The organism is Pelagerythrobacter rhizovicinus (assembly GCF_004135625.1).
GTDB lineage: Bacteria > Pseudomonadota > Alphaproteobacteria > Sphingomonadales > Sphingomonadaceae > Pelagerythrobacter > Pelagerythrobacter rhizovicinus.
In genome coordinates this window covers 914,962-927,374 of record NZ_SDPV01000002.1, presented here as the reverse complement: position 1 = coordinate 927,374, position 12,413 = coordinate 914,962, and the positions used below count along the sequence as shown (strand labels likewise).

Here is a 12,413-nt window from a genome sequence, read left to right as displayed (position 1 = left end):
GAGGGACCCATGCTGCGTACCAGTCGCCGTCAACTGTTCGCCGGAACCGGTTTCACCGCTCTGGCGGGCCTCGCGCCGCGCACCGCCTGGGCACAGGCGCCAAGCGCGGGCAAGGCGAACGTGTTCGTCGGTACGGGCGGGCATGGCCATACCTTCCCCGGCGCCTCGCTGCCATTCGGCATGGCGCAGCTCAGCCCCGATACCGACAATGCGCGGTGGGACGCCTGCTCGGGCTATCACGACACCGACGGCTCGATCATGGGTTTCTCCCACACGCACCTCTCGGGCACCGGCATCGGCGACATGCTCGACGTGCTGGTGGTGCCCACGCGCGGCAAGCTGGAGCTGACCCCCGGCAAGCTGGGCAGCCCCGACACCGGCTATCGCCAGCGCTTCACCGACGAGTTCGCCGAGCCCGGCTACTACCGCGTACGCCTTGAATCGGGCGTTCAGGCGGAGCTGACGGTCACCGAGCGCTGCGGCCTGCACCGCTACCGCTTCCCCGGCGGGCCGGGCCATATCCTGATCGACTTCGCGCACATGATCCTGGACGATTGGGACACCGGCGCGTTGATCGAGCAGGCCTCGCTCCTGCTCCAGCCCGACGGGATGCTGACCGGCCACCGCCAGGTCAATCGCTGGGCCAAGGGGCGCCACATCCATTTCGCGATGGAGCTGTCGCGCAAGCCCGACCGGGTCCAGTTCTTCGACGACGGCGACAAGCCGGCGATGGAAGGCTCGACCGGCGTGCAGGGCAGAACCCTCAAGGTCGTGCTGTTCTTCGACGATGCCGGCGGCGATCCGATCCTGATCAAGACCGGCCTCTCCGGTGTTTCGGTCGAGGGCGCGAAAGAGGCGCTGGCGGCCGAGGCGCCCGGCTGGGACTTCGACGGCGCATGCAAGGCCGCGCGCGCCGCCTGGGCACGCGAGCTCAATTGCGTGCGCGTGAAAGGCGGCACCGAAGAGCAGCGCACCATTCTGGCGAGCGCGCTCTACCATGCCTTCCTCGCCCCGACGCTCTTCACAGACCGCGACGGCCGCTACATCGGCCTCGACGGGGAGGAGCATCAGGCGCCGGAAGGCGAGGCGGCTTTCAGCACGTACTCGCTGTGGGACACCTATCGCACGCTGCACCCGCTGCTGACGCTTGTGCAGCCCGAGCGCGCGGCGGTTTTCACCCGCGACCTGATCCGCCAGACCCAGGAGAGCCCCTACGGCCCGCCCGTCTGGCCGCTCCAGGGCGTCGAGACTGGCACGATGATCGGCTGGCACTCGGTGGTGACTCTCGCGGAAGCGAAAGTGAAAGGGATCGAGGCGGATTATGCCGCCGCCTGGCCCAACATCTGCAAGCGCGCGTTCGACCGCGAGTTCAAGGACAGGGACAGCTCGCTCGGCCGTGGTCACTACTACGACCTCGGTTACATCCCCGCCGACAAGGTGTGGGAATCGGTCAGCCGCACGCAGGAATATGCCTACGACGACTGGGCGATGGCAATCCTGGCCGAAGCGGCCGGCGCGCACGAGGATGCCGAGACGCTGCGCAAGCGCAGCCTCAACTATCGCAACGTGCTCGACGCCTCGATCGGCTTCGCGCGGCCCAAGTTCTCCGACGGGACATGGTGGGCGCCCTACGATCCGGTCCAGATCGGCCACATGCCCGAGCCGTGGTGGCGCGACTATACCGAGGCGAACGGCTGGCAGGCGACGTTCCTCAACCAGCACGACATCTACGGCCAGATCGAACTGTTCGGCGGCGACGCGGCGTTCGAGAAGAAGCTCGACGACCTGTTCAACGCGCCCTCGACCCTGCCCGACAATGCGCCGCCCGACATCTCCGGACTGGTGGGGCAGTATGCCCACGGCAATGAGCCGAACCACCACGTCGCCTATCTCTACGCCTATGCCGGCGCGCCGCATAAGACACAGGCGATGGTCCGCCGCCTGCTGACCGAGATGTACAAGGCCGACCCCGACGGCGTGATCGGCAACGACGACTGCGGCCAGATGAGCGCCTGGTTCATCATGTCCGCGCTCGGCTTCTATCCGGTCGACCCGGTGAGCGCCGTCTACGTCTTCGGTTCGCCATTGTTCGACGAGGCGGAGATGGACCTTGGCGGCGGAAAGGTCCTGCGCGTGCGCGCTCCGGGCAATGGACCCAGCGCGCCCTACGTCCAGTCGGTCCGCTGGAACGGCAAGCCCTGGACGCGCAACTGGATCGACCATGCCGAACTCGCCAAGGGCGGTGAGCTGGTGTTCGAGATGGGCGCGCAGCCGTCGCGCTTCGGTACGGCCCTGGCGGATCGTCCGCCGTCCTTCGGGCGAGCGGCTGGAAATCCCTCATGATTGGCGCCGCATTCGCATGCGAGGCGCGGCTTCGTTCGGCGCATTCGCGCACCAGATCGATTGACAAGGAGAAACTGATGCACTTCGACGCTCCGGGGGCATGCGAATGAGCGCGAGGGACGACGGGCAGATACGACAGTTACCGTTCGCGGGCGTCGAGCTTGGGGGCACGAAATGCATTGCCACCCTGGCGCACGGCCCCGGCGCCGTGCTCGATCAGCGGACGATCCCCACGACGCACCCGGACGAGACCTTGCCGGCGATCGCGGGCATCCTCCACAAGTGGCGGCTCGCCGGCGGGTTTCGCGCTCTCGGAATCGCGTCCTTCGGGCCGATCGAGCTGAGGCCAGCTTCGGAGCGGTACGGACAGATCCTGAGAACCAACAAGCCCGGCTGGTCCGGCACCGACGTGCTGCACCGCTTGTCGGCACCGTTCGACGTGCCGGCCGCCTTCGACACCGACGTCAACGGCGCTGCCCTCGCCGAAATCCGCTGGGGCTGTGCGCAGGGGCTCGATGACTTTGCCTATGTCACCGTGGGGACCGGCATCGGCGTCGGGCTGATCGTCCACGGTCGTCCGACGCGCGGCATCGGCCACAGCGAGATCGGGCATCTGCGGGTGCCCCGCACTCCGGGCGACACCCACCGCAGCGTGTGCCGTTTCCACGACGACTGTGTCGAGGGCCTGGCCTCGGGAACCGCGCTTGCCGCGCGTCTGGGTGAACGAAAGGTGCGCGACATCGCGCCCGACGATCCGGTGTGGATACCTATCGTCGATGCACTGGCGGTGATGTGCCACGACCTCGTCTGCACGACCGGGCCTCATCGCATCGCGATCGGTGGAGGAGTCGTTTCGGGTCAGGCGCACCTGCTCGGCCGCATCGAGGCCCGGCTCGCCGAAAGCCTGAATGGCTATATCGATCTTGCCGATGCGGGCGACTTCATCGTCCCGCCGCTGCTGGGCGATCTGGCGGGACCGCTCGGCTCGATCGCTCTTGCCGCCGAACTGGCGCGCGCGGGTGACGAGCGGGTGGAGGCTGACTTTAGTCGCGGCCGGCGATTTTGATCTCCTTGCCGAGCAGCGCGCGAACGTAGACGCGCTGGATCACGACATACGCGACCACGGTCAGCGGCGCTGCGAGCAGGACGCCGAGAAAGCCGAACAGGAGGCCTGCAGCCACGACGGCGAATAGCAGGACGGCCGGCGGTACATTGACAGCCTGCTTCTGGATCATGGGCTGGAGGAAGTTACCCTGCAGCTGCTGCACCAGCAGGAACAGGCCGATCGTCCAGAGCGCCGTCATCGGCGATACGGTGAAAGCCAGCAATACCGCCGGCACCGCTGCGATAATCGGGCCGATCATCGGGATCACGTCGAGCAATCCCGCGATCAGCCCGAGTCCGCCGGCGGCCGGCACGCCGAGCAGGGCGAGCCCGGCCCAGGTGAGCGCGGCGACGACCAGCGACGAGACCGCCTGGCCAACCATCCAGCCTCGGAGCCCGCGCGAGGCGTCGTCCAGCGCGGCGGCCGCGGTATCTTCCGCGCGCTGCGGCATCAGCAACAGCAGGCCTCGGCGGTAGACGGCCGGGTCGCTCGCGATGAAGATCGCGCCGACGAAGACCAGGATAAAATTCGCAAGACCGTTGCCAGCCGTTACCACGTATCCGCCAGCCCGGCGGGCAAGCCGGGAAAGATCGCTGGTGCCTTGATCGAGCAGCTCGCGCGCCGGCTGGCCCAGGCCGATTCGGTCGACGAACGCGCGGATCTGGTCGACGGCCGGCGGGATGCTTTCGCTGATCGTGTCGAACTCGCTTGCGAGCTGCGTCCCGAACAACGCGAAGACGCCCGCGAACACCGCCAGTATCGCGATCACGGAAAGGGCGAGCGAAGGTCCTCGCTTCATGCGCGTGATCCGGCTCACGCGGCGGGTCAGCGCGTCGAAGATCGCGGCCAGGACGAGCGCCGCAAACACGAGCAGGAGAAACCCGCTCAACTCGACGAGGAGCCAGGCCGCGCCCGCTATCGCGATGATGGCGATGGCGGCGCCTGCTATCTGCCCGATGTCGATCTTGCGTACCGAGACCGGCCCTGTCGGTTCCGTCATGCTGCCGCTCCCGAGTTGCGGTTATATCCATGGTACCCCTTTCCCATGCGGGAGAGCATACGCTACCCCGAATCGATGACCTTGCTCATCTTCTACGTGACGCTGGCGCTTGTCGTGTCGTTTCTGTGTTCCCTGCTGGAGGCGTCGCTTCTCACCATCACGCCTTCGGGTATCCGGTCCGCCGAAGAGCGCGGCGCCCCCTGGGCGAGGAAGCTCAGGAAGTTGAAAGATGATGTCGAGCGCCCCCTCGCCGCTATCCTGACGCTCAACACGGTCGCGCATACGATGGGTGCCGCGGGTGCCGGTGCCCAGTACGCGAAGATATACGGCGCGGGCAGCGAGGCCGTCTTTGCAGCGATCCTGACCGTTGCCGTCCTGGTGGTGACGGAGATCATCCCGAAGACCATCGGGGCCCGCTATGCCAGCTCTCTTGCCCCATTCACCGCCTGGTTGCTGCCGATCCTGATTGCCGCCCTCATGCCACTGGTCTGGGCCTCCCGGCAAGTTACCCGGCTGATTACCTTGGGCAAGCCGGCCGATCTGCCGCGCCATCGCGAGGAACTGCTGGCGCTGGCCAGTCTGGGCCAGACTTCGGGCCAGATCGACGACAGTGAAGTCCGGTTCATGAAGAACATGCTGCAGCTTCATGCGGTGAAGACCATGGATGTCATGACGCCGCGCACGGTGGTGTTCTCCCTCCCACTGCAGGTCACGCCGCGCGAATTCGCGCAGCAGATCAAGGACGTTCCTTACACGCGCATACCCGTGTTCGACGGTCAGCCCGACAATATCCGAGGCTTCATCATCAGGCACGAGCTGCTCGGACAAGCCTGGAATGAACGCAGTGAGGTTGACCTTGAGCAACTGGTCCGCCCGCTTCCGAGCGTCCTAGATGCGCTGCCGGTGGACAAGCTGTTCCACAGGATGATCGCAGAACACCACCACGTGATGGCCGTGGTGGACGAGTATGGAACGTTCCTCGGCCTCGTCACGCTCGAGGATGTCCTCGAAACCATCTTCGGATTCGAGATCGTCGACGAACTCGACGAAGTGCCCGACCTTCAGGAATATGCCCGCGAACTGTCCCGGCGGCGGGCTTCCGGCGTCCGCCGCTAACGGCCGGCAGCCGCTCGCTCGGATCAGTATCCGCTGCCAGACGGATGAAGTTGCCCGCCTGCTGAGTGCCCTCAGCCCCGCGGAGGCTCCGCGCCGGATCATCCGGCTGGGAGCCCCTGCGTCTTAGTGCTTGGCCGTCTGTCCCGCCTCTTCTCTCGAGAGGTACTCGCTGGTGAGATGCGGCAGATGCTCGTCCAGCCAGTTTGCGAAGGATGTTTCGTCCTGCAGAAGGCCTTCGCAAAGCGAGGCGGTCTCCGGATCGCCAGCGGCCTGGGCGGTGGCGACCAGGATACGGTAGGATGCTGCCTGCATCTGCGCGAATGTGATCGTGGCGAGCGCTGCCTTAATCACTTCATCGCCGACGACGTACCCGCTCAAGGTCTGCCCGATGGCGGAGATCTTGCCGGTCATCTCCTTGATCGCCGACGGACTCTCGCCGCGCTTCTCGAGGCATTCCTGCAGTACATCAGCATGACGCGCTGCAATCCCCGCCTGTTGCGTCAGACGTTCGCTGAACGCCGGGTAGTTTTCGATTCTGCCGGAAGTTCCCTCCAGCATGGTTTTCGCCTGCTCCTCGGTGGCATGGGCGTCGCGGAGCCATTCGGTCAGTCGTTCTTCGGTCGTCGCCATGTGCATCGGTCCTCTTCGCGTTGTCCTTGCAAAACGAACCGAAGCCTCGTGTGCCGGTTCCCGCGAGCACGATGACGCGGTGCTTCGATGACACGAGGCGCGTTTGAACCATTCGGGAAAACGTGCGTTGCTAGCGGGATGGAGTCGAGCGATTCTCAGCCGGGCTGTATCCTCATCGTCGGTGCCTCGGGGCTGATCGGGTCGGCCGTTGCCGCACGGTTGCGCGCCGACGGGCACCGCGTGCGCGCCGTTGTCCGGTCGGAAGAAGGGCGGCGGCGCGTGCCCGCCGACGAACATATCATGGTCGATCTGCGGGACGCTCTTCAGCCGGCCGACTGGCTCCCGCACCTTGCCGGCGTGACGGCGGTGGTCAACTGCGCCGGCGTACTCCAGGACAGCCCGCGCGATTCGACATCGGCCGCGAACTTCCGCGGTCCCGCCGCCTTGTTCGACGCCTGCGCCCAAGCGGGCACTGGGCGCGTGATCCATTTCTCCGCCTTGGGTGTAGGGGAAGGCGGCGTGACCCCTTTCTCGCGGAGCAAGGAGGCGCTCGAGCACCATCTCGAGTCGACCGAAGTGGATTGGGTGATCCTTCGCCCTTCCGTAGTCGTCGGGCGTGCAGCGTACGGAGGGAGCGCGCTCTTTCGCGGCCTGGCGAGCTTGCCCGTCCTGCCGCGCGTGCAAGGTGCGGGGCGAATTTCGATCGTCCAGCTCGAGGACGTCGCAGAGACGGTCCGCCGGCTGGTGCGCGCCGATACGCCTTCGCGCGTGACGATCGATCTCGCCGGGCCGGAGGCGCTCGAGTTCGAGCAGGTCGTGGCGCATTATCGCCGATGGCTCGGCTGGCCTCCGGCGCGGGTGATCCGACCGATGCCGCTGCTCATGGCGGCGGCATATCGCCTTGGCGACATGGCGGGTGCTTTCGGGTGGCGCCCTCCCGTACGGACCACGGCGGAAGTGGAGATTCGGCGCGGTGCGGCAGCCAGCTCCCAGGAATGGACTGCCCTGACCGGTGTCGAGCCGGCGAGGCTGGAAGATGCGCTCGCTCGTGAGCCGGCGTCGGTGCAGGAAAGATGGTTCTCCCGGCTCTACTTCCTGAAGCCGCTGGCGATCGCTGTCTTCGCGTTCTTCTGGATTTTGACCGGCGTGGTCTCGCTCGGCCCCGGCTACGACATCGGCCTAGCGCTGATGCGGGAAGGCGGAGCGGGCGCGCTGAGCGGCCCCAGCGTGATCGCGGGCGGACTGGCCGATATAGCGATCGGTCTGGCGCTTCTCTGGCGCCGCACGGCACGCCTCGCGCTGTTTGCCGCCCTCGCCATCACGATCTTCTACGTCCTCGCCGGCACCGCGATACTGCCGCGTCTGTGGGAGGAGCCGCTGGGCCCGATGATGAAGGTCTGGCCGATCCTTGCGCTTAACCTGATCCTCTTCGCGATACTGGATGAACGATGATAACCGCCTATTTCGCGCTCAAGTTCGTTCATGTGATCGGCGCCACCGTCCTGCTCGGCACCGGTGCCGGCATCGCCTTCTTCATGCTGCTGGCGCACCGCACCGGCGATGTCCGGACGATCGCCGGCGTCGCGCGCATCGTGGTGATCGCCGACTTCCTGTTCACGGCAACCGCCGTCGTGGCACAGCCGGTGACGGGCTGGCTGCTGGCGCGCGAAGTCGGCTATCCTCTTACCGAAAGCTGGATCGTGCTCTCGCTGATCCTCTACGTGGTCACCGGGCTCTTCTGGCTGCCGGTCGTGTGGATGCAGATGCGGATGCGTGATCTGGCGCAGGCCGCTGCGGCGCGGGACGAGCCTCTGCCGCCGGCCTACCACAAGCTGTTTCGCACCTGGTTCGCATTCGGCTTTCCGGCGTTTGCCGCGGTGCTCGCCATCTTCTGGCTGATGATCGCGCGTCCGCAGGTGTGGTGATGGCATCGCTGCGGAGCCTGCTGCTCGTGGGGGCCATCGGCGGCATCGTCGGAACGGCGGCGATGACGGCAGCCATGCGCCGGCTCGACCGCCTGCTGCCTGCCGGCGAGCGATATCCGCTGCCTCCGCGGGAGATAACCGAACAAGTCCTTCCTGGCCCGTCGTCGAAGTCGACCGCGGACCGTACGATCGCCGCTCATTTCGGGTTCGGCGCGGTCGCGGGTGCGCTGCTCGCCGGCACGAGTGGCGTCAGCCGCACGCGCGCAAGCGTTCTCGGGCCGGCCGTATGGGCGGCCAGCTATCTCGGATGGATCCCGGCCGCCGGGATCCTGCGTCCCGCCACTTCGCATCCCTGGCGGCGAAATGCTCTGATGCTCGGGGTGCACGTGGTCTGGGGGCTGGTGACTGCTGGCACCGCGAAGGAGCTGCTCGCCGCCCGCGGATCCATCTTCGGGCCCGGCGAAACGCGGGACGCGCCGTAAGCGGCGATCTTCTTGCCCTCGGTCTGCCGGAATTTTGGCGCACCCAAGAGGATTCGAACCTCTGACCTCTGCCTTCGGAGGGCAGCGCTCTATCCAGCTGAGCTATGGGTGCCGAAACGAGCGTCGCGCTTAGCAAAGCGCGGGACGGCTTGCCAGACGAATTTGCCGGCATGTGAACACCCGGCATGGCACCGGCGACGATGCTGTGGGAGCTCCACCGCTTTCGCCGCAAACGGGTTGACCAGGTTCGCTGTTTGTTCCAGACCATTGAAATGACTCGAATGGAAGGCTCTCTGGCACCCACATCTACGCTCCCGGGCGCAACCGCCGCCGACGTGGCGCGCGGAATCTGCCGCCTTTTTGCGCGCAACGATATCTGGTGCTTGCCCGAAGTGCCTTTGCGCAACAGCCGCAGGGCGGACCTGATGGGTATCGATGCGAAAGGGCGGGTGGTGATCGTCGAGATCAAGATCAGCCGGGCCGATCTGCTCGGCGACGGCAAATGGCCCGACTATCTCGATTTCTGCGACCGCTTCTACTGGGGCCTGCCTGTGGGACTCGACCGCGCACCGCTCGACGGGGCCGACTACCGGCCCGACTGCTGCGGCGTGATCGTGGCTGACGGCTACGACGCGGAGATTGTGCGCCCGGCGCCTTCGCAGCCGCTCGCCGCCGCCCGGCGCAAGGTCGAAGTGGAACGCCTTGCCCGCGCTGCGCTCAGGCGCCATCTCGTCGGTCTCGATCCGGATTGCGCGCCCTGGGGCATGCCTGGATAGAACCGCGTCAGGAATCCCGAGCGGCGTGGAGACGGAACTCCTCGACCGGCTCGCCGCCGATCAGGTGCTGCTGGATGATCCGCTCGAGCACCGGCTCGCTGCACGAGTGATACCAGACCCGGTCGGGCCAGACGAGCGCGATGGGCCCCGCTTCGCAGATCTGCAGGCAGTCGGCCTTGGTGCGCTGCACGCCGCCCGAGCCGTCGGCGCGCTTCGGCCCGGCGAGGCCGAGCTCCTTCAGCCGCTTCTTGAGATACTTCCAGGCCCGCTCGCCCTCTTCGCGCCGGCAGCATTTCTGCTTTTCCGACAGTGCGCAGAGGAAAATGTGGCGCTCGATCGTCTCGCCGCCGATTGTGGCCAGCGCCGCCCGCGCCTTGGCGAGATCCTTCGCCCCGCTCATTCCTTCCCGAGCCAGCGGTCGAGCCAGGCGAAGACCGTCTCGTGCCACTGCAGCGAATTCTTCGCGCCCAGCACCCAGTGATTCTCCTCCGGGAAGACGAGCAGCTGCGCCGGCACGTCCTGCTCCTGCAAGGCGGTGAAGGCGCCCAGCGCCTGGGTATAGGGGACGCGGAAGTCCTTCTGCCCGGTCACCACCAGCATCGGCGTCTTCCAGTTGCCGACGTGGTGGACCGGGTTCCACTTCTCGTAGAGCTCGGGGTTCTCGGCGTAGGAGCCGCCGAAGTCCCAGCGCGGAAACCACAGTTCCTCGGTCGCGTAGTAGAAACTGCGCATGTCGAACAGGCCGTCGTGCTGCACGAGGCAGTCGAACCGATCGGGCCAGCGCCCCGCGATCCAGTTCATCATGTAGCCGCCGTAGCTGGCGCCCATTGCGCAGGCACGCGTGCCGTCGATCTGCGAATCGAGTGCGAGCGCAGCGGCGAAGCCCTTCTGCAGGTCCTCGAGCGGCTTGCCGCCCCAGTCCCTGTTGATGCTGTCGGTGAAGGCCTGACCGTACCCCGTCGACCCGTGGAAGTCGACCGAGATCACGGCATAGCCCTGACTGGCGACCACGCGCGGGTTCCAGCGCGTGGACCACGCGTCGTTGAACGAGCCCTGCGGCCCGCCATGAACGTAGAGGATCGCGGGCATGGGGCCGTCGTGTCCGTCGAGCTTGGTGATCTGGCCCCACACCGTATCCCCGCCTGCGCCTTCGAAGCTGAAGCGGCGAGTGACGATCGGGGCCAGCCGGCCGAGATGGCGACCGGCGACCTCCGTCAGCGGCATCGCCTGCTGCCAGTCGTGCGATACGAACAGCTCAGGCGGCGCCCCGATCGAATCGCGGGTGAACAGCAACCGCTCTCCGGCGAGCGGCACGACATTGCCGATATGCGCCTCGTTGCCGGCCATGAGATCGAGTTCCTGGACCTCGCCGGTCGCCGGATCGATGCGGAAGGCGGGCGTATCGAGCACGTCCTGTGCGGTGGCGACGATCCAGCGCGAGTCGGGCGTCCAGGCGAGTGAGCCGAACGAGCGGTCGAAGCTTTCGGTCAGCGCACGGGTTTCCCCGGTCGCAAGATCGCGCAAGTGGATCACCAGCCGGTCGGCTTCGTAGCCCGGTCGCGCCATCGCGGCATAGGCGAGCCACTTGCCGTCGGGCGAAGGCGCCGGCAGCGTGTCGGTCGCCTCGTTGGCATCGGTGAGGTTTACCGGCGTACCGCCCGTCAGGTCGTTCCACCAGATGTCGACGTTGGTCGATGTCGGTTCGTCCGCATCCGATCGCCGCGCGGCGAAGAACAAGCCCGAGCCGTCGGGCGCCCAGGCGATCTCCTCCCCGCCGCCGAACGGTTTGGTCGGGGTATCGCCCACCAGTGTGCCCTCTCCAACCGGGCCGTCGAGCGGAATCCCCATGCCGGATGCCTTCCCACCTACGAGGTCGAAGGCGAACACGCGGCCGAACGTGCCCGGCGTTTCCCAGGTGTCCCAGTGGCGGACGAAGCCGTCTTCCGAACTGTAGAGAAGGCCGTCACCCGGACCGGGCCGGTGCGCCATCCCATCGCGTTCGCAGCCGAAGGTCGGGCAATCGCGCGCGATGTCGCCGAACAGCGCGATCTTGCGGCCGTCGGGCGAGAGTTCGAATCCCGCGACGTCGGCAACGACGCTGGTCACCTGCATCGGATCGCCGCTCGCTCCGCCGGGGCCGACGGCAATGCGCCAGACCTGATCGGTGCCGTCGGCCCCGCGATCGGACAGGAAATAGAGCCAATCGTCAGCGCCGAACGCAGGACTGCTTGCGCTGCCTCCGAGATCGAGTTCCACCGCACCGGCTTCCCGATCTGCGAGATCCCGCAGGTAGAGCACCGAAGTGCGGGCGTAGTTCTTCGGGTCGGTCTTCGTGACCGTATAGACGGCCAGGCGTCCGTCCAACGATGCGACCGGCGCGCCGAGGCGCGGCATGGTCACGAGGTCCTGCGCCGTCATCGGGGCGACGTCCTGGGCAATGGAAGGCGCGGCAAAGGCCAGCGCGGCGAGCGAGGCTGCGAAACCCGTTGTTCTGATCATGCGCCACGGACTAGCGGCTCGCGCGACGAGGGGAAAGCGGTTTGGCCGACTGGCGGCTGGCCGCGCGTCAACCGCGCTTACCGGCAATCCGGGCGATTTCCGCCTTCACCAGCCTTTCGACCATTCCGGGCAGGTTCCGGTCGAGCCATTCGGCCAGCATCGGGCGCAGCATGTCGCGCGCCAGCCCTTCGAGCGAGGTCTCACCCGAACGAACGATCTGCGGCGGGGCGCCGGGTTCGGCCAGCATGGCGAGTGCGGCGAGATTCTCGCGCAGCGAATCGCGCACCGCGTCGGTCGTCAGCGGCGTATCCTCGCTATCGTCGCCCTCCTCGCCTTGCGCCTGCTCGACGAAATCGGCCGTGCCGAGGTCCAGGACCTCGTCTGTCTCCCGGTCGGCCGCGGGCGTCCAGTCCGCGACGCCCTCTTCCTCGCGCCGACAGCGCGTCTCGGTCGCGATCGCGCGATTGTCGCGCGCGATCACCTTCTTGATCGATTCGAGGATCTCCTCGACGGACGCTTCGCCCTGTTGGCGCATGA

The 12,413-nt window shown here is 66.8% G+C and carries 12 protein-coding genes and 1 tRNA gene; 7 read left to right on the top strand and 6 right to left on the bottom strand.

The window, feature by feature from the left end:
* The first annotated feature begins 9 nt into the window (after positions 1-9).
* Positions 10-2,343: a GH92 family glycosyl hydrolase gene (locus tag ETX26_RS12335; protein ID WP_129524965.1), complete on the top strand. Its 2,334-nt coding sequence runs from the start codon at positions 10-12 to the stop codon at positions 2,341-2,343.
* A 106-nt stretch (positions 2,344-2,449) separates the two neighbouring features.
* A complete protein-coding gene (locus tag ETX26_RS12330) occupies positions 2,450-3,409 on the top strand; it encodes an ROK family protein (RefSeq protein ID WP_129524964.1) in 960 nt (319 codons plus the stop codon).
* Here ETX26_RS12330 and ETX26_RS12325 read toward each other — a convergent pair.
* The gene (locus tag ETX26_RS12325; RefSeq protein WP_129524963.1) at positions 3,387-4,448 is read right to left on the bottom strand and encodes an AI-2E family transporter; all 1,062 of its coding nucleotides are present in this window, start codon (positions 4,446-4,448) and stop codon (positions 3,387-3,389) included. The two genes, ETX26_RS12330 and ETX26_RS12325, sit on opposite strands and share 23 nt — an antisense overlap.
* Before the next feature lie 75 nt (positions 4,449-4,523).
* Between ETX26_RS12325 and ETX26_RS12320 the strand changes: the two genes are divergently transcribed.
* Positions 4,524-5,564, top strand: a complete 1,041-nt coding sequence (locus tag ETX26_RS12320) for a CNNM domain-containing protein (RefSeq protein ID WP_129524962.1) — start codon at positions 4,524-4,526, stop codon at positions 5,562-5,564.
* 123 nt (positions 5,565-5,687) lie between these two features.
* Here ETX26_RS12320 and ETX26_RS12315 read toward each other — a convergent pair whose 3' ends face one another.
* A complete protein-coding gene (locus ETX26_RS12315; RefSeq protein WP_165271767.1) occupies positions 5,688-6,194 on the bottom strand; it encodes a DUF892 family protein in 507 nt (168 codons plus the stop codon).
* Between the two features lie 138 nt (positions 6,195-6,332).
* On the opposite strand from ETX26_RS12315, the gene ETX26_RS12310 reads away from it, so the two are divergent.
* Genes ETX26_RS12310 through ETX26_RS12300 form a run of 3 tightly spaced genes read left to right on the top strand, consistent with a single transcriptional unit; the run spans position 6,333 to position 8,601 of the window.
* Positions 6,333-7,646, top strand: coding sequence for an SDR family oxidoreductase (locus ETX26_RS12310; RefSeq protein WP_129524960.1), 1,314 nt, complete (start codon positions 6,333-6,335; stop codon positions 7,644-7,646).
* On the top strand, positions 7,643-8,119 hold the full coding sequence (locus ETX26_RS12305) for a DUF2269 family protein (protein ID WP_129524959.1): 477 nt from the start codon (positions 7,643-7,645) through the stop codon (positions 8,117-8,119). Before ETX26_RS12310 ends, ETX26_RS12305 begins: the two co-directional genes overlap by 4 nt.
* Positions 8,119-8,601 carry a hypothetical protein gene (locus ETX26_RS12300; protein ID WP_129524958.1) on the top strand — a complete coding sequence of 161 codons (483 nt, stop codon included), beginning with the start codon at positions 8,119-8,121 and terminating at the stop codon, positions 8,599-8,601. Before ETX26_RS12305 ends, ETX26_RS12300 begins: the two co-directional genes overlap by 1 nt.
* A gap of 35 nt (positions 8,602-8,636) precedes the next feature.
* Here ETX26_RS12300 and ETX26_RS12295 read toward each other — a convergent pair.
* Positions 8,637-8,713: transfer RNA gene (locus ETX26_RS12295), tRNA-Arg, on the bottom strand.
* Positions 8,714-8,873: 160 nt separating this feature from the next.
* Between ETX26_RS12295 and ETX26_RS12290 the strand changes: the two genes are divergently transcribed.
* On the top strand, positions 8,874-9,377 hold the full coding sequence (locus tag ETX26_RS12290) for an MmcB family DNA repair protein (protein WP_404825292.1): 504 nt from the start codon (positions 8,874-8,876) through the stop codon (positions 9,375-9,377).
* A 7-nt stretch (positions 9,378-9,384) separates the two neighbouring features.
* Here the strand turns inward: ETX26_RS12290 and ETX26_RS12285 are convergent, their stop codons facing one another.
* The 3 genes from ETX26_RS12285 to ETX26_RS12275 all read right to left on the bottom strand — a co-directional run bounded on the left by ETX26_RS12285 (position 9,385) and on the right by ETX26_RS12275 (position 12,411).
* Complete coding sequence (locus ETX26_RS12285; protein ID WP_129524957.1) at positions 9,385-9,777, bottom strand: (2Fe-2S) ferredoxin domain-containing protein; 393 nt, start codon at positions 9,775-9,777, stop codon at positions 9,385-9,387.
* Positions 9,774-11,876, bottom strand: a complete 2,103-nt coding sequence (locus ETX26_RS12280) for a S9 family peptidase (protein ID WP_225425761.1) — start codon at positions 11,874-11,876, stop codon at positions 9,774-9,776. The genes ETX26_RS12285 and ETX26_RS12280 overlap by 4 nt, the downstream gene beginning before the upstream one ends.
* A 67-nt stretch (positions 11,877-11,943) precedes the next feature.
* Positions 11,944-12,411: a DUF2497 domain-containing protein gene (locus tag ETX26_RS12275; RefSeq protein WP_129524956.1), complete on the bottom strand. Its 468-nt coding sequence runs from the start codon at positions 12,409-12,411 to the stop codon at positions 11,944-11,946.
* Between the last annotated feature and the right edge of the window lie 2 nt (positions 12,412-12,413).

Bases quoted from the DNA above. Each gene is read 5' to 3' on its own strand.
- ETX26_RS12335 (WP_129524965.1), top strand. From the start codon at position 10: ATGCTGCGTACCAGTCGCCGTCAACTGTTCGCCGGAACCGGTTTCACC.
- ETX26_RS12330 (WP_129524964.1), top strand. From the start codon at position 2,450: ATGAGCGCGAGGGACGACGGGCAGATACGACAGTTACCGTTCGCGGGC.
- ETX26_RS12325 (WP_129524963.1), bottom strand. From the start codon at position 4,448: ATGACGGAACCGACAGGGCCGGTCTCGGTACGCAAGATCGACATCGGG.
- ETX26_RS12320 (WP_129524962.1), top strand. From the start codon at position 4,524: ATGACCTTGCTCATCTTCTACGTGACGCTGGCGCTTGTCGTGTCGTTT.
- ETX26_RS12315 (WP_165271767.1), bottom strand. From the start codon at position 6,194: ATGGCGACGACCGAAGAACGACTGACCGAATGGCTCCGCGACGCCCAT.
- ETX26_RS12310 (WP_129524960.1), top strand. From the start codon at position 6,333: ATGGAGTCGAGCGATTCTCAGCCGGGCTGTATCCTCATCGTCGGTGCC.
- ETX26_RS12305 (WP_129524959.1), top strand. From the start codon at position 7,643: ATGATAACCGCCTATTTCGCGCTCAAGTTCGTTCATGTGATCGGCGCC.
- ETX26_RS12300 (WP_129524958.1), top strand. From the start codon at position 8,119: ATGGCATCGCTGCGGAGCCTGCTGCTCGTGGGGGCCATCGGCGGCATC.
- ETX26_RS12290 (WP_404825292.1), top strand. From the start codon at position 8,874: ATGACTCGAATGGAAGGCTCTCTGGCACCCACATCTACGCTCCCGGGC.
- ETX26_RS12285 (WP_129524957.1), bottom strand. From the start codon at position 9,777: ATGAGCGGGGCGAAGGATCTCGCCAAGGCGCGGGCGGCGCTGGCCACA.
- ETX26_RS12280 (WP_225425761.1), bottom strand. From the start codon at position 11,876: ATGATCAGAACAACGGGTTTCGCAGCCTCGCTCGCCGCGCTGGCCTTT.
- ETX26_RS12275 (WP_129524956.1), bottom strand. From the start codon at position 12,411: ATGCGCCAACAGGGCGAAGCGTCCGTCGAGGAGATCCTCGAATCGATC.